16 protein-coding genes are annotated in these 18,574 nt (G+C 45.4%); 7 read left to right on the top strand and 9 right to left on the bottom strand.

Annotated features, from left to right (window positions below):
• Positions 1–38 precede the first annotated feature (38 nt).
• Positions 39–845, top strand: a complete 807-nt coding sequence (locus tag MN210_RS10120) for a 2OG-Fe(II) oxygenase (RefSeq protein WP_338412157.1) — start codon at positions 39–41, stop codon at positions 843–845.
• Positions 846–927: 82 nt separating this feature from the next.
• Here MN210_RS10120 and MN210_RS10115 read toward each other — a convergent pair whose 3' ends face one another.
• Positions 928–1,764: a TrmH family RNA methyltransferase gene (locus tag MN210_RS10115; RefSeq protein ID WP_338412156.1), complete on the bottom strand. Its 837-nt coding sequence runs from the start codon at positions 1,762–1,764 to the stop codon at positions 928–930.
• A 190-nt stretch (positions 1,765–1,954) separates the two neighbouring features.
• Positions 1,955–2,959, bottom strand: coding sequence for a class 1 fructose-bisphosphatase (locus MN210_RS10110; protein ID WP_155587657.1), 1,005 nt, complete (start codon positions 2,957–2,959; stop codon positions 1,955–1,957).
• Positions 2,960–3,608: 649 nt separating this feature from the next.
• Here MN210_RS10110 and MN210_RS10105 point away from each other — a divergent pair.
• The 4 genes from MN210_RS10105 (at position 3,609) to MN210_RS10090 (ending at position 7,685) form a co-directional block, all read left to right on the top strand.
• Positions 3,609–4,682: an aspartate carbamoyltransferase catalytic subunit gene (locus MN210_RS10105; RefSeq protein ID WP_041773349.1), complete on the top strand. Its 1,074-nt coding sequence runs from the start codon at positions 3,609–3,611 to the stop codon at positions 4,680–4,682.
• Positions 4,683–4,801: 119 nt separating this feature from the next.
• Positions 4,802–5,953, top strand: coding sequence for a dihydroorotase (locus MN210_RS10100; RefSeq protein ID WP_338412155.1), 1,152 nt, complete (start codon positions 4,802–4,804; stop codon positions 5,951–5,953).
• Positions 5,946–6,416, top strand: coding sequence for a DUF2127 domain-containing protein (locus MN210_RS10095; protein ID WP_241878463.1), 471 nt, complete (start codon positions 5,946–5,948; stop codon positions 6,414–6,416). The genes MN210_RS10100 and MN210_RS10095 overlap by 8 nt, the downstream gene beginning before the upstream one ends.
• A 162-nt stretch (positions 6,417–6,578) precedes the next feature.
• Entirely contained in the window at positions 6,579–7,685 is a 1,107-nt protein-coding gene (locus MN210_RS10090; protein ID WP_241878462.1) for an RNA-guided endonuclease InsQ/TnpB family protein, read from the top strand.
• Positions 7,686–7,717: 32 nt separating this feature from the next.
• On the opposite strand, the gene MN210_RS10085 is transcribed toward MN210_RS10090, so the two are convergent.
• The 6 genes from MN210_RS10085 to paeA all read right to left on the bottom strand — a co-directional run bounded on the left by MN210_RS10085 (position 7,718) and on the right by paeA (position 14,815).
• Positions 7,718–8,509: an SGNH/GDSL hydrolase family protein gene (locus MN210_RS10085; protein WP_241878461.1), complete on the bottom strand. Its 792-nt coding sequence runs from the start codon at positions 8,507–8,509 to the stop codon at positions 7,718–7,720.
• A gap of 280 nt (positions 8,510–8,789) precedes the next feature.
• Positions 8,790–10,187 carry a nicotinate phosphoribosyltransferase gene (locus MN210_RS10080; protein WP_338412154.1) on the bottom strand — a complete coding sequence of 466 codons (1,398 nt, stop codon included), beginning with the start codon at positions 10,185–10,187 and terminating at the stop codon, positions 8,790–8,792.
• A gap of 127 nt (positions 10,188–10,314) precedes the next feature.
• Positions 10,315–11,403: a bifunctional nicotinamide-nucleotide adenylyltransferase/Nudix hydroxylase gene (locus MN210_RS10075; protein ID WP_338412153.1), complete on the bottom strand. Its 1,089-nt coding sequence runs from the start codon at positions 11,401–11,403 to the stop codon at positions 10,315–10,317.
• Positions 11,404–11,620: 217 nt separating this feature from the next.
• The gene (locus MN210_RS10070; RefSeq protein ID WP_011961067.1) at positions 11,621–12,250 is read right to left on the bottom strand and encodes a glutathione S-transferase family protein; all 630 of its coding nucleotides are present in this window, start codon (positions 12,248–12,250) and stop codon (positions 11,621–11,623) included.
• 177 nt (positions 12,251–12,427) lie between these two features.
• Positions 12,428–13,420, bottom strand: coding sequence for an EamA family transporter RarD (gene rarD / locus MN210_RS10065; protein ID WP_338412152.1), 993 nt, complete (start codon positions 13,418–13,420; stop codon positions 12,428–12,430).
• Between the two features lie 120 nt (positions 13,421–13,540).
• Positions 13,541–14,815, bottom strand: a complete 1,275-nt coding sequence (gene paeA, locus MN210_RS10060; protein ID WP_011961065.1) for a polyamine export protein PaeA — start codon at positions 14,813–14,815, stop codon at positions 13,541–13,543.
• Positions 14,816–15,196: 381 nt separating this feature from the next.
• On the opposite strand from paeA, the gene nfuA reads away from it, so the two are divergent.
• Both nfuA and MN210_RS10050 read left to right on the top strand, forming a co-directional pair.
• Positions 15,197–15,847, top strand: a complete 651-nt coding sequence (nfuA, locus tag MN210_RS10055) for a Fe-S biogenesis protein NfuA (RefSeq protein WP_011961064.1) — start codon at positions 15,197–15,199, stop codon at positions 15,845–15,847.
• 241 nt (positions 15,848–16,088) lie between these two features.
• On the top strand, positions 16,089–17,402 hold the full coding sequence (locus MN210_RS10050; protein WP_338412151.1) for an O-acetylhomoserine aminocarboxypropyltransferase/cysteine synthase family protein: 1,314 nt from the start codon (positions 16,089–16,091) through the stop codon (positions 17,400–17,402).
• A gap of 125 nt (positions 17,403–17,527) precedes the next feature.
• On the opposite strand, the gene MN210_RS10045 is transcribed toward MN210_RS10050, so the two are convergent.
• On the bottom strand, positions 17,528–18,553 hold the full coding sequence (locus tag MN210_RS10045; RefSeq protein ID WP_338412150.1) for an adenosine kinase: 1,026 nt from the start codon (positions 18,551–18,553) through the stop codon (positions 17,528–17,530).
• Positions 18,554–18,574 lie beyond the last annotated feature (21 nt).

Raw genomic sequence — 18,574 nt, 5'->3', positions numbered from 1 at the left:
AATAGCGTACAAGGCTCAACAAGACTATGGAGTGGTAGATGAGCGCATTAAAAAGTTTAGAAAAAGAGTGGCAGGAATGGTTGAAAATTAATCTTGCTCGAGGGGTGCCTGCCAATAACTTAGCTGCTTCTTTATTCGAAAGAGGATGGGTAGATGCAGCTTATGAGTTGATTAGTAAAAGCAGTAATCAAAAAATCCCTCATATAAATATGACCAATAATTATGTTGAGCTGTCTGACAAAAAGGTCTCCCTCTCCTTTGTGTGTTATAAGCCATTTGTAACGGTTATTAATGACTTTCTTAGCCCAGAAGAGTGTGATGCCTTAATTAGCGATGCAGATCAGAAGTTAAAAGCCTCTAGAGTGGTTGACCCTGAGGATGGAAGCTTTGTCGAGCACAGTGCCCGCACAAGTACTAGTACAGGCTATCATAGAGGCGAGATAGACATAATAAAAACCATAGAAGCGCGTATTGCTGATTTAATAAATTGGCCTGTCGATCATGGCGAAGGGCTACAAGTACTTCGATATGAAGATGGCGGAGAATATCGTCCTCACTTTGACTTTTTTGACCCTGCGAAGAAAAGCAGTCGCTTGGTCACTAAGCAAGGTGGACAGCGCGTTGGCACATTCTTGATGTATTTATCTGAAGTAGACTCTGGCGGTTCCACCCGTTTTCCAAACTTAAACTTTGAGATACGACCTAACAAGGGCTCAGCCTTATATTTTGCCAATACTAATTTAAAGGGAGAGATTGAGCCATTGACATTACATGCTGGTATGCCTGTCACCGAGGGCGTTAAGTATCTTGCCACAAAATGGTTGCGCGAAAAACCCTACATTTGATGAGTGCATAGATCTAAAAAATGGCGCCAAACGGCGCCATTTTTTATATCTACCTAGCATGACCTGACAAAGACATGAAAATCTAGTCGACATAGTGTCTTTGGCGCAAGGTCTCATACATACATAGAGCGCCTGCAATGGCCACATTTAAGCTTTCTTGACCATTTGGTTGAGGCAGCGCTACTGGTGTGGCAAGCTTCATGATATCGTCACAGACACCTTGTCCTTCATGACCCATCACCCAAGCCACAGGACGATTTAGATTCTGCTTATAAATAATGTTATCAGTATGTGAGCTGGTAGCAAATACTGGAAGGCGCAAATAAGCCAATACTTCATCCGCCTCAATACCTTCATAAATGGTCAGGCCAAACTGCGCGCCCATACCGGCACGCATCGTCTTTGGTGACCAAGCTTGGGCGCTACCTTTAGTACAGATTATGGTTTTGATACCGACGGCTGCTGCAGTCCGCAGTAAGGTGCCCACATTGCCATTGTCTTGTACGTCATTTAATATCAAGCAATCTGTCGTAATCGGAGATTTTAGAGCTTGTAGATCATGTTGTGGTACTGTCACAATGGCCATAATCTCAACACCACTGCCTAAGGTGGTTATACCTTGATAGACACTATCGCTAACCACAGTTACCTTGTTATCGAGGTTATAATTACTCAATGAGCTTAATAGTGTTTGTACTTCTGGATGTGATAGACCGCTATAAGAGATGATAATTTGTTCTGGCAGGAAGTCGGCCTGTAGGGCAGCTTCGATAAGATGAACCCCCTCAAGTACCGTTTGGCCTGTTTTTTTACGCTGACGTGATTGCGTTAATAGGGCTTTAGCCAGCTTGGCTGTTGGGTTTTTGTCTGAGGTAATAACAGGATAGTTAGAAAACTTATTGGTGATAATGTCGGTCATTATTTGCTCGTTTGGTTTAAATATTAAAGTATATCTCTGAGGTTAAGGGCAGTGTCTTTAAAACAGAGATATAGGCCAGTAGGGTAACACACCTTGCTCGATATTTAGTTACTCACACGAAAATAAAAAGACCAAACTGCCTGAGTTTGGTCTTTTCATAGGGCGCTTATAGCAAATAGTGCTCAGTTTATTAGGCCTGCTGATGTAGCTTTTGGACATACTCAACTTCGTTTTTTGCGCCCAGCACCACCGCCACGCGTTGGTGGATATCGGTAGGCTCACAATCCATAATACGATTTAGGGCATCGGTTGAAGCACCACCTGCACGTTCAATCAGCAGGCTCATGGGATTAGCTTCATACATTAAGCGTAGTTTGCCCGCTTTATTGGGGTCTTTGGTGTCTTTGGGGTAAATGAAGATACCGCCGCGGCATAAGATGCGGTGTACATCGCCTACCATGGCCGCAACCCAGCGGGTATTGAAATTCTTACCGCGTGGTCCGGTGCTGCCTGCCAATAGCTCATTAATATACTGCTGCATGGGTGGTAGCCAGTGACGAGCATTTGAGGCATTAATGGCGTATTCTTTGGTGTCTGCATCGATAGTGATGTTGTTTTTAACCAGCTCAAACTCCCCCGTGCTTGGGTTTAAGCTAAACATAACCACACCCTCATTATTGGCGTCTAGTGACTCAGATAAAGTAAAGGCAAGCATCGCTGATGAGCCGTACAGCAGATAACCTGCCGCCAATTGCTCAGTACCTTTTTGTAAGAAGTCAGCGTTTTGTGCTGCTTGGCCTTTGTTATTGTGCGGTAAGATAGAGAAAATAGTACCGGTAGGCATGTTAATATCAATATTTGATGAGCCATCCAGTGGGTCGAATAATACTAACAGCTCGCCTGACTCATTGGCAGGAGTGGCATCATCTAGCTCTTCACTGGCCACGCCGGCGCAGTGTTTATTTGCCGTTAGCGCCTCTAGTAATAAGTCATTGGCAATAACATCTAGCTTCTTTTGTTGCTCGCCTTGGACGTTCTCAGCACCCGCTTCACCATGGATGTCTGCTAGCGCACCTTGACGTAGCAGGTCCGTGATTTGTTTGCCGACATTGGTGATGGTGGTTATAACATCTATCACCGCTTGGGTTTGCGGAAGCTTAGGGTGTTGCTCAAAGTACTGGGTAAGGCTGGTCATAAAAACTCCTAAAAATGGGACAATATCAAGGGAATAATCGGCTAATATAAAAGGCGATAGGTAATTTATACAAGCTCATCTATACATAGGCCGCATTGAATACCTAATGTTGAATACCTCAAGTTGAATAGATACCGTAGATGCAGCATAGAGCTTGGCACAAAATATAAGGCCAGATCAAAGTTTAAGCGTCTGGCCAAGGTTATAATTTCAATACCGCTATGCGCCCGACAGTTAGCCATAAAGTGAATGTGCATGACATACGACCACCAAATACGATTAAGTCGGCGAATAGGGCGATAATTGACCGAGCGACGTAAAAAGTTAGCTTTTTGAGCCCGCTTAAATCCGCTAAACTATAGCGGCAGATAGCCGCCAAAAAGTGGCTTAACGTGGTCCAAACACTCGAGTATTAAAATTCTTAATTAAAGTGCACAAAGTGTAGCAAAAACCAACCAATATTTCTTGTGCTACTTCATTATAATAGCGGACAAAATGACGATATCAGCAGCCAAGTCCCTTAAACTAAGGTCGGATTTAAGAGAAATAAAATTTGGGTTTGATTTATTATGGATTTGGCTTGATACTTCACCCGATTACAGATTCCCCAGTTTATATTCACTGCTCATAAAGGATGCCTAAAACTGCCATGACTGATTCTACCTCCAAGACAAGCACTAATACCGCAAGCTCTGATATGGCTGCTGAATTTGACTCAACCACAGCGCGTTTAAATGCCTCGTTGAGTAAGCCGCAGCTTAATGCTGATGGTCACTTGCGTCATTTTTTGGGCATTGAAGGCCTAAGCCGCGCACAGTTGCTGGCGATTATTCATAAGGCCGAGAGTTTCTTTGATGACAAGGGACAGCTGATTAACAGCCCAGAGCTTGAAGGCTGTACGGTGATGAACTTGTTTTTTGAGCCATCAACCCGCACTCGGACCACCTTTGAGGTGGCCGAAAAGCGTTTGGGCGCGAATGTATTGAACATAGATATTGCCCGTTCAAGCACCCAAAAGGGAGAGAGTCTGCGCGATACGTTATGGAACTTGCAAGCAATGACCGCTGATATCTTCGTGGTACGCCATTCAGCTTCAGGTGCAGCACATTTTATGGCGACAGAGGTAACCCCCGATATTGCCATTATCAATGGCGGCGATGGGTGGCATGCCCATCCCACGCAAGCCATGCTAGATATGCTAACCATTCACCGTGAGGCACCACGTCCTTTTGAAGAGTTGACGGTGGCCATTATCGGCGATATTAAGCACTCTCGTGTGGCACGCTCTGATATTGCCGCTCTAAAAATACTAGGTGTCAAAGAGATTCGAGTCATCGCCCCTCGTACCTTACTGCCTAAAGGTATTGAGCGTTATGGGGTAAAAGTATTTGAAAACATCGATGAGGGGGTGGTGGACTGTGATGTGCTGATGGGTCTGCGCATTCAAAATGAGCGTATTGGTTCGCCGCTTATGGCCGCTTCAAATGAGTATTTTAAAAAATATGGCATTACCCCAGAGCGTGTGGCCAAAGCCAAACCTGATGCCTTGGTCATGCACCCAGGCCCTATGAACCGTGGGGTTGAGATTGCCTCTAGCGTGGCAGACGGTCCACAGTCGGTGATTTTAAAGCAAGTAAATAATGGTATTGCGGTTCGTATGGCAGTGTTGTCGATGGCAATGCAAGGTCAGCGTGAATATCAAGCCCTACGCTCAAGCACCTAGCGCAGCGTACTTAAGTCAGCTGCCTATTTTTGGCCTGTTAACTTAGCCCAAAATGATCAAGCTTTGAGCCATTTTATAAGCAATTTTATTCTTCTTATCAAAAATAAACGGGATGTGTCATGCTAAACCTATTGCCTAATACTTTTACTCAGCCCAACATCGAAACAAAAAAAGACCACTGGTTACTGCCACCTTTAGTAGATTTGTGTGCACGCTTACGTGAGCCAGGTCTACAGCAGCACGGTACGTTAGAATCTGAAGGCTATGCTGCTCGTAGCACGGGCTTTTTGCACGTCATTACTCCGCCAGATACCAATCCTATTTTAGAAAATGGCTCTTTACTAAAAGGCTTACGTGAGCGTGCTAAGCAAGATGGCGGTATTCATCTGCACATCTTAGGGGCGCTAACGGCAGGCCTAAAAGGTGAGCGCCCTGCCAATGTGGCGGGTCTAAAAAAAGGGGGCTGTATTGCGGTCACCAATGCAGGGCGTGCCTTTGAAAATGACTTGGTGATGCTAAGAACCTTAGAGTACGCCGCCACTTTTGGCTTAAAGGTATTCTTTTATCCCAATGAGCCCAGTCTCTCAGCCGGTGGTGTGACTCATGAAGGTTATATTGCTTCATTTCATGGCCTACAAGGCATTCCTTGGTTGGCAGAAACGGTAGCATTATCCACTCAGCTGCTTATGGTGGAGGAGACGGGTATTGCCGCTCACTTTAGCCAGCTGACCTGTAAGTCGTCTGTGGAGCTTATGCGCTGGGCCAAAGGCAAAGGCCTGCCAGTCACTTGCGATGTGGCGATGCATCAGCTGCATTTAACCGATGATAATATCGAGGGCTTTAATGCTCAAGCCTTTGTCTTGCCACCGCTGCGTAGTAATACCGATCAAAAAGCGCTGCGTAAAGGCTTACAAGATGGCACCATTGATGCCATCTGTAGTCATCACGAGCCGTTAAATGACTCGGCTAAAAAGGCACCTTTTGCAGAATCTACCCCAGGGATTTCAACCTTCGATACCTTTATGGCTCTAGGCTGCAAACTGGTTAGAGAGGGGGTGTTAACTCCTGAGCAGTTGGTTGACAAGATTTGCCTAGCGCCGGCACGTATTGCTGGTATTGAAGCGGTGTACAATGACGTGGGCGGTGCGGTGTTGGTTGACCCGAACTTGCAGTGGCAATTGACCGCCGAAACGATGTTGTCAAAAGGCAAGAATACGCCGTTTTTAAATCAAACACTGCAAGGCAAAGTAGTGGAGACTTATTTTGACTGAGTCGCCACAGGTAAGTGGCTCTATTAAAGCCGTTACCTTATATGAGGTGGCCAAAGGTGTCGGGGCAGTATTGGCTGCCCTTGCTTTATGGGCGTGGCACAGTGATGTGACAGACTTTATTAGCTTGGCTAACACGGCTTGGGTTGAGCGCTTTGGTACCTTGTTTAGTGTACAGGTGGCTGCACTGACTCAAGCGGCACATCAGGCTTCCCAAAACTGGCATATTTTTACCTTGATTATCCTAGGGTATGCCAGTTTACGCTTTATTGAGGCGTATGGTTTATGGAAAGACAAGACATGGGCGTATTGGTATAGCGTACTCGGCTATGGGATATTTATCCCTGTTGAGGTGTATTATCTGATTGTGCGCCCCTTTGACTGGATCAAGCTTGGGGTGTTGCTGCTCAACGTGGTGGTGGTCATCGTAGTATATAAGCAGATGCGCCGCAAGGGCCTTCTGTAAAGCCCAAGCACCACAGCCTCTGCTAGTAGCGTCTGATGCACTGATTTATCACCGGTCGCCGTAAAACCACCCACTTCAGGGGGTGGATATAAGGCGACACACACTGTCGTGATCAGTACTTAAAGTATTGCAAGTTAAAATTAACCTCGCCATACTAACCCTATGAAAACACTCAAGCTACGCATCAAAGACAAACATGCAAACCAGCTAAACAAACTAGCTGGGAGTGTTAACTATGCGTGGAACTATGTTAATGCGTTAAGCTTTGAGCATGTAAGACGCACAGGTAAGTGCTTTTGGGCCTATGATTTAAGCCAATACACCAAAGGCAGTGGTGAGTATTTAGGCTTACACTCGCAAACTTTGCAAGCCATCAACGAAACTCATGCCAAATCTCGTAAACAGTTTAAAAAAGCTAAACTCAATTGGCGAACCAACCGACCTGATGCCAAACGTAAAAGCCTAGGCTGGATACCCTTTAAAAAGTCTGCTATCAAGTATCTAAATACAAGACAAACGGGAAAGAAAGCACTTAAATCAACCATACAGCTATCGCTCTGTAAAGGTCAAAAGCTTATCATAGACGTATTCGATAGCTATAATCTAAACCTATATCAAATCAATACGCTTGAGATAGTGCAAGACAGTCGTAACCGTTGGTATGCCTGTATTACCGTCAAAGATTTTCCTAGACAAGCAAGTGGCAAAGGCAGCGTTGGTATTGACTTAGGCTTAAAGGAATCTGCTACCACATCAAACGGTGACAAGCTGACAACTAAACAAACTCAAAAATGGGCGAATAAATTAGCAGTCGCCCAGCGTGCAAACAATAAAAGCCGGGTAAAGGCAATCCATGCCAAGATCAAAAACTCAAGATTAGATGCCATACACAAATTCACCACCCAATTAGTTAAGGATAATGCCTTAATTGTGGTTGGTGATGTTAAATCACGCTCATTCACTAATTCGATGACCAACCTAGCTAAATCGACATACGATGCAGGATGGTTTGAACTTAAACGACAACTGGAATACAAATGCAAGTATGCAGGTTGTCAGCTTGAGATGGTGAATGAGAGTTACACTACCCAGACCTGTTCGCACTGTCTTAAAATAAGTGATAGTAGTCCAAAAGGTAGAGCAGGTCTTGGAATAAGAGGATGGAGGTGTGCTGAGTGTGGCACATGGCATGATAGAGATATCAATGCTGCTAAGAACATCCTTGCGGTCGGGCTTGACCGTCTAGCTGTAGGAATCCCCTCGGTTTAGCGAGGGGAGGAAGTCAACTCTTGATAGAACAATTACTTGTGCGTGTCTATACCGCTTGAAACCATAAGCTTAGTAATGTTCTTGGCAATTTTAAGCGCCAAGAATGAATAAGCTTGAGAATTGGGGTGAAAGCCATCTTCAGCAAATAAATCGGCATCACTTAAGCCGGTATTGGCAAACTCAATAGGCAGTGCATATACCTGCTGATACGACTCACACACCTCGATAAGCTTATCATTCATCAGCTGACTCTTGCTGCCTAATAGCTTATTTAAGGGGCTTGGAATAGCGGGCATGTTTTGCATCGGTGGTAAGCAAGCAAATAAGATATATTTCGCCCCAAATTTACGTTTGCCCAGCTCAATAATTTGATGGAGCTGTGCTTGCCATTGGCTCACAGACACATTGCTGGTGGTGTCATTAACGCCAATCAGAACCACCATTACATCCACTGGCCGCTGCGGGGTGGGCAATACGTAAAGTCTACGCAGCGCATCAAAGCTGGTGTGGCCCGAGGTGGCGTGCAGTGCCCAGTCGATTTGATTAAATTGAGCAGTAATCTCAGGGGTCTGCTGTAAGTGACCTAGCAGATGACCGGCCAGCGCTTCTTGCTGTGACCCAACCCCAACTCCTGCCGCCGAAGAGTCGCCAAGCAGCATTAAGCTTAGGGTATTGGCATCATTCAGATGCGCATCAGACAGTAGCAAGCGGCCATGACGCTCACCTTGCGCCTCTGGCAAGCGTAAAGCGGTACGTTTGAGCTTTAGGCCTTGGTATAAATAGACTGGTGCTAAGGCGATGTGCTTGGGCTGTAATGGAATCATAAAAACCTACTGTCGTAAAATGATTAATGAAGATATTGAGAGTCTAATACATTTAAAAATGGCTGAACAGTATAGGCACTTGGTAAATAGGCACTTGGTAAATAAGCACTTGTTAAATAAGCACTTGCTAAGGTAAGTATCGACAGTGTGAATGATGGTGCCATGTGCCTAACTTTTAGCCCATCAAGCCCCAAAAAAGCCCGGAATAAGCCTTAATCCGGGCTTTATTTATTTTATGGGCTAGGCTGGAATAAAAGCACCATAAAAATGAGTGTTGACGCTACCAGCCAGTACGTTGACGGATGGTGGTCAGATTATCATCGACTAACAGCTTACCATCGACAAAGACATCGCGTAGTAAGTTGTCCTCGGGGGAGTTTAAGCTGTCCTCTTTGATGGTGGTGAGCGTGCCATTGGTCTGCTTAATTAATGCCAAGCGGCCTTTTTTCGAGCGCTTTGAGCGGCTAGTGATGGGGTCTTTAAAGATATCTTTCCACTCACCATCGATGCGAATGGCACTGGCCTTCATTGCCCAGCTCATGGTATCGCGGTTGACTTGTTGTAATAAGCCGCCGCCCATGCCAAAGGTGACATTATCGGCACTAAAGCCTGCTTGCATAATGGTGTCTAAAATTTTACCTAGACTCTGCGGACTAATGCCATCACCTTGAATTAGGCGTACATAGTCTGGCAAAACCTTGTAGCCTTTACTATTAACACGGTATCCAAATTTGACCGATAAGCGCTCGAGTGCCTCTCGCACGACTTTGGCTGGATCACCACTGTCTGGACGGACCACTAAGGTGCCTCCCATAGTTTCTACCTGCTGTTTAAGCGCATCACCCCAAATATTATCAATGGCATTCCATAAGTCATAGCTGTCAGACACCACAGCGACCATGTGACCTTCACCGCCGAATTGATCGAGCATATTGGCATAGGCCTGAGTCTCACGCTCACGGCCCCAGGCGGTCATAGTACTGTGCTCAGCGGCTGGGATTGAGAAGGCTGGCATGTTATCGCTCATGCCATACCAGCGGCTTGCAGCAACCAGTGCCGTCATACTGTCAGTACCTGAGAAATTAACCAAATGTGCAAGGCTACCTAATGCCACAGACTCCATGCTAGAAGCTCCGCGAGCACCAAAATCATGCAGCTTAAAGGGCAAGCCTGCGCTGCTATCTGCAGATTTTTCTAGGGCAGCTTTAATAATATTTTTGCAGTAATACGATAAGCTGGCCACAGTCGAGGGGTACCAAATGGCCCTAAGCAAAGTGGTCTCAAGATAGCTTGGCAGCCAATAAAACTCAGGATCGGTATTAATGATTTGGCACACCACATTAGATACAGGAACCAAGCTGCCTTCGGGCACTGCTTGAATCCGAATGGGTAAGTAGCCGTTATGTTTTTCGACTAGGCGCTCCCAGCCGCTGCGATTAAAAGGCAGGCCATGCGCTTTAATCACCAGCTCAGCGTCATCGATATCCGCTGTGGTAATCGGCTTATTAAGGTATTCTTTTATAAAAGCTTGTAGACCAAAAAACACCACATCATAGTCGCCTTTACGCGCCTCGACATAGCTTGACATATACTCACTACCAGGTGGATATTGTAGCCAGTGTGAGGTCTTATAACTATCAGAATTTAAAATCAAATTATTAAAATTTGCGGTAAACATCACAGAACTCCTCTGCTTGATTGTAAGACACTCGATAATTGAGTGCCGTCTAAAAACCCACTGCGTCTATCGCTTGGGGCAAAACCATAAAATAGCCATCTATACAGGTCTTTATGGATACTAAACATCATAAGCCCACCATCTTGGTAATAATGGCATAGTGATCTTCAAACATTTTTTTGGGATCAAGCTCGGCCAACGGCAACCAAAATGCTTTGGCCGCATCATCACCACCTTTTACCTTTGGCAAACCTTTGGCGTCATTTTTTAGCTGAAAATAAAAGGCTTGGGTAATAGTACGGCCACGTGCTGAGCGGTAGGGGTCATCAAAGGTATGCTGGGAATGACGTGAGCCGCGCAGTACAGGTTCAGGCACCTTAAGCTTGGTCTCCTCTCTTAGCTCACGCACGCACGCATCTAATAGGGTCTCTTTTTGGTCAACAAAGCCACCGGGCAATGCCCACAGTCCACGGCCAGGCATACTGCGGCGCTCGACCAATAAAATATGCCCTGACTGTACCACCACCGCATCGGCAGTCATAAAGGTGGGCGGATAGGGGGTGTCTTGCCACTGTTTTTTATAATTATCAACGAACCAAGCCTCTTCATGCAGCTGCTGATACTCTTGCGTCTGTTTAAAGGCTTCGAGTACAGCACGGGTAGAGGCAGGCGTGCGCTCTTTGGTCGGTGTAGCGCCCATTAAGTAGCCTTCGCGAATTGGTGTGGCGGAAAGCTCTTTGTAATTGGGTACTGAGATGGACTCCCATGTAGGAAAGAGCGATAGATAGTAAGACGAGCTGTCTTTTGAGTGGCCAATTAAGGCAATGTCTTCTTGCAAGTTTTTGGTGACTGAGTACACCGATTGCTGCACGCATTGTAGCCAGCGAGTGTCATTATATAAGGCATCATCCAGACCCACGCAATGGATACGGGCGGCATCTTTATCAGAGTAGGCGCCTTCAATCATTTCAGCTCTTTCTTCCACGCTAAAAGGATTGCGTAGACTACGGGGTAGGTTGGCTGAGCCAATCAGCATAATCACATTATCGGCACGTTTTAATGCCTCATCGACTACCGCTTTATGGCCCATGTGAAAGGGCTGAAAACGACCAATAAACACCAAGTATTTATAACGACGGGTGGCAGCAGACTTAGTCGCACCACTATTGGTTGGGCTATTAGATTCAATAGGGCGGGATTCGGGTGTCACACTCATTATAAGGCTCCTGCGCAGACTTTGAACATACTATAAAAGATATCAACATTAATAAGGACGAATATAGTGACACACTCATAAGACCAATAACAATATTTAAAGCGTACCAAAACGTATTAAAGGGGTTAAAAAAAGCCCCTCTATTTTTTAGAAGGGCTTGTTTTAGCGAGTGTTGAACGAAGATGATTGATCTGTTTTACTGGCCAAAAAGGCTTTGTTATAACGAACCGATCTTTTCTAGCCCTTCTTGTTGCAGTGCTTTGGTAACGCCTGCATCCGCTTCGATGCGCTCAATGAAGGCATTAAAGTTGCTGTATTGTGATAGATCAAGCTTAAAGTTTTTTGACCAGCGTAAAATCACATATAAATATAAATCTGCGGTGCTTTTGCTGCCTACGAGATAGTCGTTTGTTGCTAATTGCTCATTGGGCAGTTTGAACAGTTTGACCAGCTTGTCTTTGGCTTTAGCCACCAAGTCTTGCTGAGCTGACTCATCGCTTACAAAGCCCTCGGGCGCAAATAAAGGCGCAAATCCTTTATGCGCATCTGAGTTCAAAAATGCCAGCCAATGTAGAATCTGCGCTTGTTCGGCAGGGGTGGCGTAGTTGCCGAAGATGTGCGCCTTTGGATAACGGGCATTGATATAGGTCTGTACCGCAATATTTTGGGTAACCACCGTATCCCCATCGACAAGCGCAGGCACTGAGCCTTGCGGATTAATCTTTAGATAGGCTTCTGACTTGATAGAGTCATGGTCCATAATCTGTAACTCATAATCTGCGTTGGCCCATTCTAAAGCGGTATGAGGAACGAACGAGCAGGCGCCGGGCAATACATATAACTTCATAACAACCTCTATTTATTGTTTTATTAAGTGACAGTAATGAGTCTAAACACTAAGCTGTGAACTTGCCGTTTTATTGTGTGAAGTTAGGTTCAAGCTCGGTATCTTTTTATTTTTTAATGTTTGCTGATATGGGGCATCTATATTGCTTAGATCACTGACATGAGCAAGCGAGCTGAACTAACTGACCCGAGCCCCTTTTTGCCAAGGTTTGGGGCTGCGTCTATTGGCGCGTATTTGTTGTATACCATGAGCAATCAAGAACATAATGCCCAGCCAAATAAAGCCATAGCTATAGAGCATACTGGTCTCAAAGCTATCACCGAGCACGGTAATTGCCAATACAAACAGCACTAAAGGCTCTAGGTAACTCATCATACCAAACACATTGACTGGCAGTATTTGGCTGGCATCAATATTGGTCTTTAAGGCTAATACGCTAATTACCCCTAAGCTTGCAACCAACATAAAATACAGCCCAGATCCGGTCACAAACATAAAGTTACCAGGCGCTGCTATTACCAGATAGCCTATTGCAATGGGCAAAAATAAACTCAAATCGACCAGCATCCCCGTCATCGCCGTTATGCCCTGCAAGCGGCGCAGGATGTAGTAAATAGGGTAGGTGCCGCACACCCATAGCGTGGCCCAAGACACACTTTGGGTACGTAGCATTTCAAGGCCAATACCCAGCATGGCAAACAATACCGCCAACCACTGCAACCGGCTTAAGCGCTCACCAAAAAAAATAAAACCAAACACCACCATCATTAGCGGAAACAAAAAGTAGCCCATGGCCACTTGCACCCCTTGATCATTGACCGGTGCCCACATAAATAGCCACAGCTGACTAAAAAATATGGGTGTGGGTAATAGTAGCCACAGCCACTGCTTAAAGCTGCTTAGCTCACGCAAGCGATTGATATGAAAGCTGAGCCTGCCAGTTATTGCCAAAAAACCAACCAACACCACCCACATAGACAGCATGCGCCAGATAAATACCTGAGTGCCGGTTAATGGCTGCAAAAGACTGCTATAAAAATAAAGCACGCCGAATAATAAGTTTGAAACAATGGCCAAAACCACGCCCTTTAGCGCCGTACGCTGCTGAGCATCGCCGTCGGCCCAAATCGAGATAAAGGGCAGGCGGGAGATTAAGGGTGATTTTGACATAAAGGCACTCAACTAAAAAAAGCATTGTGGTAAAAGCAGGCTGTCTTAAAGAGCGACCATCTTCAAAGGGCACTGTCTTTATTTCACACACTAAACCTGGCTTTAGCGGTGTGGCGTAAGTTAGCTATCACTTTCGATCTTGGTCACCAATAGCTGGTTGATTTTGAGGTTTTCGGTATCTAAAATCTCAAATTTAAAGCCGCCATGCTCAATGACATCGGTCTTTTTTGGAATTTTACGCAGCATATACATCATAAAGCCACTGATGGTCTCGTAGTTCTCCGACTTGGGCAAATCTATGATGCCTACGGTGCGGATCACATCTTCAATCGGCGTCATGCCATCGACCAGCCAAGAGTTCTCAGTACGCTGTACAATAGGCTGCTCATCCATCGTTACCAGCTCACCCATCACGATACTCATGACATCTTTTAGGGTGATGACGCCCACCACAAGGGCATACTCATTGACGATAATCGCGAAGTCAGAGCCGGTGGTTTTAAAGGTTTCTAGAACATCAAAAAGCGATAAGGTGTCTGGAATAAATAGCGCAGGACGTAGAATGGTTGGATCTGTCAAGCGCACCTGCTCTTTTTGTAGCACCAAGGCCAAAAAGGCACGTGACTCAACATAGCCAATGGTTTGCTCTAAGTCATCTTCTAAACACACCAAAAACTTATGGTGTGGTTCACGAATCATAGTCTCGACGATGACATCATGTTTTTCATTAGAATCGAAATAAATAATATACTCACGCGTGGTCATTACTGAGGTAACGGTACGCTCTTGCATCTCAAAGATATTGGCAATCAGATGATGCTCTTGATGTTTTAATACCCCTGCCTCAGCGCCTGCATCCATGACCGCATAGATGTCCTCTGATGTCATGTCGTCTCGGCGAACGGTGGAGATGCCCATCAGTTTAAACAGTAAATCTGCCGCGCCATCAAATACCCAGATGATGGGTTTGAATATAAAAATAAGCATCATCATCGGACGTACAAGGCGTATGGCAATGGGCTCAGCGTAAGTCATGGCAAAACGCTTAGGCATGAGATCGGCGAATAACACAAACACACTGGTGACCAAAATAAAGGACAAAACCGACGCTAAGGTTTCATGACCAATGAGCGCGAGCAGATAGGGGCTGACGGCAGACTCACCAATGACACCGGCCAAAATGGCCACAGCGTTTAACAACACTTGTACGACGGTGATAAAGCTACCGGGGTTTTCTTGCATACCGAGCACATCGAGGGCTCGTACTTCCCCTTCTTTGGCGAGTATTTGCAATTTTATTTTTCGGGCAGAAGCTAAGGCAAGCTCAGAACTTGATACGATAGCGCTTATCGCTATCAATAAAAAAATAGAGATAACCGCACTAAATAAGGTCATGATATTCAACTCTACACTTTTTATACTCAAAAATTTGGCAAACGTTACCAATAATAAATGAAAATATAAAAAGCTGGATAGGGGGACTACAAGTTTTGTTAGTGGCGGATTAGTAGAAATAACCGCGCCTAGGAAATAATTATTTTTGATGTGCCATATTATAAGCCATATTGTAAAATTTAGCTTGTAAATAAGCAGCACCATCCTCTCAAACCCATTTAGATTCTAGGGTATTTAATAGCATCAAGGTTACTAAGATATGCTTATTGTTATACGTATTTGCCTTGATTAATTTGCAATCAGCGCCATAATAGAGTCATTACAAATGCATATTAAGCGTTATATTTCCGTTTTATTCTTCACAACACAAGAGGTCATCTTATGACTGATAATGCTCCAGTCTCAGCAATTGATATCGAACAATCCGACATTAAAAGCAACATCACCATTACCAAAGCTGCACAAGATTATTTGGCCGAATTATTAGCCAAACAAGAAACCCCAGGCATTGGTGTGCGTATTTTTGTTGAGCATCCAGGGACGCCGCGTGCCGAGTGCTGTATGGCTTACAACCAGCCGGGTGAAGAAGATGAAGCTGATTTACAAATGCCATTTGAGCCATTTACTGCCTATATTGAAGCGTCTTCTGTGCCTTACTTAGAAGATGCGGTGATCGACTATAATAAAGATCGTTTTGGCGGTCAATTGACCTTCCGTGCGCCCAATTCAAAAGTGCCTAAAGTGGGTGCTGATGCCAGCGTAGAAGAGCGCATCAACTATGTTCTACAATCTGAGATTAACCCAAGCCTAGCGGCGCATGGCGGTGATGTTCAGCTACTAGAGCTTATCGAAGAAGAGGGCGTGGGCCTGACTGCGGTATTAAAATTCGGTGGCGGCTGTCAGGGCTGTTCAGCGGTGGATATGACCCTGCGTCAAGGTGTAGAAGTGCAGCTTAAGCAGCAAATCCCTGAGTTGACTCAAGTGGTCGACGATACGGACCACACCCGCACCGAAAATGCTTATTACAAGTAAACACTATAAATCGATCTGATTAATATGAGGGTCGGTAATAAGTATCATAATAATTAGTCATTATATTTATCAATTAGCTGGGTTATCATTGGATAATCCAGCTTTTTTATGGCTTAATCTAGGGTGGGCAAAAGTTTGGTAAGCTTAGATGGCTAAGCTTACATAAGATAAAAAATAAACCAAGCTATGCATCCTTTGTGGAGTCACACTCTTCTATCCCCCCATAAACTAAGGAAATGTTATGAGCGAAACGGACAGTCAAAATAGCCAACTTGAGAATAATCAGCGCCTAGAAACCTTAGCGATTCATGCTGGCTACAGTGTAGAGCCGACCACCAAAGCGGTTGCCGTGCCGATTTACCACACCAGCTCTTATGCCTTTGATGATACTCAGCATGGTGCAGATTTATTTGATTTAAAAGTGGCAGGTAATATCTATACCCGTATTATGAACCCCACCAATGCGGTACTAGAAGAGCGGGTAGCGGCTTTAGAAGGTGGTATTGGGGCATTGGCTGTGGCCTCTGGTATGGCCGCCATTACCTATGCGGTACAGACCATTTGTGAAGCGGGCGACAACATCATTGCCGCCTCTACCTTGTACGGCGGCACCTATAACTTCTTCGCCCACACCTTGCCGCGTCAAGGCATCGAAGTGCGCTTTTTTGATCACAAAAATCCAGCGGCCATTCATGACTTAGTCGATGAGAAAACCAAAATGGTTTTTGCTGAAAGTATCGGTAATCCGCTAGGCAATATCATTGATATAGAGGCCATCGCAGACGCGGCGCATAAACACGGTGTGCCGGTCGTCATCGATAACACCGTAGCAACCCCTGCCATTTGCCGTCCATTTGAATTTGGGGCGGATATCGTGGTGCATTCATTGACCAAGTATATGAGTGGTACCGGTACTTCAATTGGGGGTGCTATTGTTGACAGTGGTCAGTTTCACTGGGGCGATTATCCAGAGCGCTTTCCTTTATTAAATCAGCCTGATGTCAGCTATCATGGCGTAAACTTCGTTAAAGATGTCGGCGCTGCCGCTTATATTGCCCGTGCTCGCGTGGCACCGCTGCGTAATACTGGCGCTGCCCTGAGTCCCTTAAATGCCTTTAGTATTTTGCAAGGTATCCAGACGCTAAGCCTACGCATGGAGCGTCATGTACAAAACGCTCAAGCCGTGGCAGAGTATCTCAAAGGTCACGATAAAGTGGCATGGGTAAAATATGCCGGCTTAGCGGATCATCCTGACCATCAGTTGGCACAAAAATATATGAAGGGTACGCCTTCTGCCATCTTAACCTTTGGGGTAAAAGGCGGGCGCGAAGCGGGTGCTAAATTTATCGATGCACTCAATCTGATTACCCGCCTAGTCAACATCGGTGATGCCAAATCATTGGCCAGCCACCCCGCCACCACCACTCACCGTCAATTAAATGATGAAGAGCTTGCCAATGCAGGTGTGAGTGAGGATATGATTCGTCTGTCGATTGGCATCGAGCATATTGAAGATATTAAAGCGGACTTAGCACAGGCATTGGCCAAGGCTTAATATAACACTGACTTTAAAATACAAAATCCCAGACTAGTCTGGGATTTTGTATTTTGTTATTTGCCTTTTTATTTTTACTTTGACTGCTTATTACTTTAACTCATTAGTACTTTAATACTAAGCTACTAAGAACGGGCAGGCAGTACTTGCTGAGCAATACCTTGATACTGCTCAAGGCTCAAACGTGGACCAAACTGTTGTACCACTTGGCTTGCCACCTGACCGGCTAATTGACCGCACTGAGTTAATGTACAGTCATTGGCCAAAGCATATAAAAACGCGCCTGAATAATTATCGCCTGCACCATTGGTATCGATGACGGTATCGACTTTAGGGGTGGCGACTTGAATTAGGCTTAATTGGCCCGCTTCGCTGCGCTCACAAATCATGGTATCTTGCGCGCCCGAGGTGACCACTGCCAACTGGCAGAAGTCGGTCAGTGCTTGGGCTGCCGCTTTAATATCGTCTGCTCCAGTAAAGAGCTTGGCTTCTTCAACATTACAAAAAATCACATCAACGCCATCGCCCAGCATTTGTAGCAGGCCATCTTTGGCAAAGTTGACTACCGCAGGATCAGCGAAGCTTACCGCAATTTTGGTATGGTTGTCTTTGGCCTGTTGACGTAGCTTTTGTAGGGCAGGGTGTAGGCTGGCTGACATGGACAAATAGCCTTCTAGATACAACCACTTACTTTGGGCCAAGGCTTCAAAATCGATATTGGCGTCATCAATCTCACTTGAGGTGCCCAAGAAGGTCTGCATGGTGCGCTCGCCATCTGGAGTAATGGCCACCACACATGAGCCAGTCACGCCGCCTTCTACCGTAGATTTGGTATTGCAGGTGGCGACACCAGCTTGATTTAAATCATCTAAATAAAATTGGCCGGCGTGGTCATTACCAACACGGCAGCCATAAAAGGCTTTGCCACCAAGGCAGGCGAAAGCAAACATGGCATTGGCTGCCGAGCCACCGCCAGTTTGTTTTGAAGGCTGTAGGTCGTTGGTTTCAAACTCAGACAATAACTGGGTTTGCTCCTCCAAACTGGCCAAGGTCATGCTGCCTTTGGCCAAGCTGGTTGAGGTCAATTGTTCATCGCTTAATAGATATTCGTGGTCTACCAAAGCGTTTCCTACAGCCATAACGTCGTACATAATAATTCCAACTTATATTGT

This window comes from Psychrobacter raelei, assembly GCF_022631235.3.
GTDB classification, from domain to species: Bacteria; Pseudomonadota; Gammaproteobacteria; order Pseudomonadales; family Moraxellaceae; genus Psychrobacter; species Psychrobacter raelei.
The sequence above is the reverse complement of the archived record's forward strand: the minus strand, read 5'-3'. Positions and strand labels throughout refer to the sequence as shown.

Coding starts and splice junctions, on each gene's coding strand:
- MN210_RS10120 (WP_338412157.1), top strand. CDS start 39: ATGAGCGCATTAAAAAGTTTAGAAAAAGAGTGGCAGGAATGGTTGAAA.
- MN210_RS10115 (WP_338412156.1), bottom strand. CDS start 1,764: ATGACCGACATTATCACCAATAAGTTTTCTAACTATCCTGTTATTACC.
- MN210_RS10110 (WP_155587657.1), bottom strand. CDS start 2,959: ATGACCAGCCTTACCCAGTACTTTGAGCAACACCCTAAGCTTCCGCAA.
- MN210_RS10105 (WP_041773349.1), top strand. CDS start 3,609: ATGACTGATTCTACCTCCAAGACAAGCACTAATACCGCAAGCTCTGAT.
- MN210_RS10100 (WP_338412155.1), top strand. CDS start 4,802: ATGCTAAACCTATTGCCTAATACTTTTACTCAGCCCAACATCGAAACA.
- MN210_RS10090 (WP_241878462.1), top strand. CDS start 6,579: ATGAAAACACTCAAGCTACGCATCAAAGACAAACATGCAAACCAGCTA.
- MN210_RS10085 (WP_241878461.1), bottom strand. CDS start 8,509: ATGATTCCATTACAGCCCAAGCACATCGCCTTAGCACCAGTCTATTTA.
- MN210_RS10080 (WP_338412154.1), bottom strand. CDS start 10,187: ATGTTTACCGCAAATTTTAATAATTTGATTTTAAATTCTGATAGTTAT.
- MN210_RS10075 (WP_338412153.1), bottom strand. CDS start 11,403: ATGAGTGTGACACCCGAATCCCGCCCTATTGAATCTAATAGCCCAACC.
- MN210_RS10070 (WP_011961067.1), bottom strand. CDS start 12,250: ATGAAGTTATATGTATTGCCCGGCGCCTGCTCGTTCGTTCCTCATACC.
- rarD (WP_338412152.1), bottom strand. CDS start 13,420: ATGTCAAAATCACCCTTAATCTCCCGCCTGCCCTTTATCTCGATTTGG.
- paeA (WP_011961065.1), bottom strand. CDS start 14,815: ATGACCTTATTTAGTGCGGTTATCTCTATTTTTTTATTGATAGCGATA.
- nfuA (WP_011961064.1), top strand. CDS start 15,197: ATGACTGATAATGCTCCAGTCTCAGCAATTGATATCGAACAATCCGAC.
- MN210_RS10050 (WP_338412151.1), top strand. CDS start 16,089: ATGAGCGAAACGGACAGTCAAAATAGCCAACTTGAGAATAATCAGCGC.
- MN210_RS10045 (WP_338412150.1), bottom strand. CDS start 18,553: ATGTACGACGTTATGGCTGTAGGAAACGCTTTGGTAGACCACGAATAT.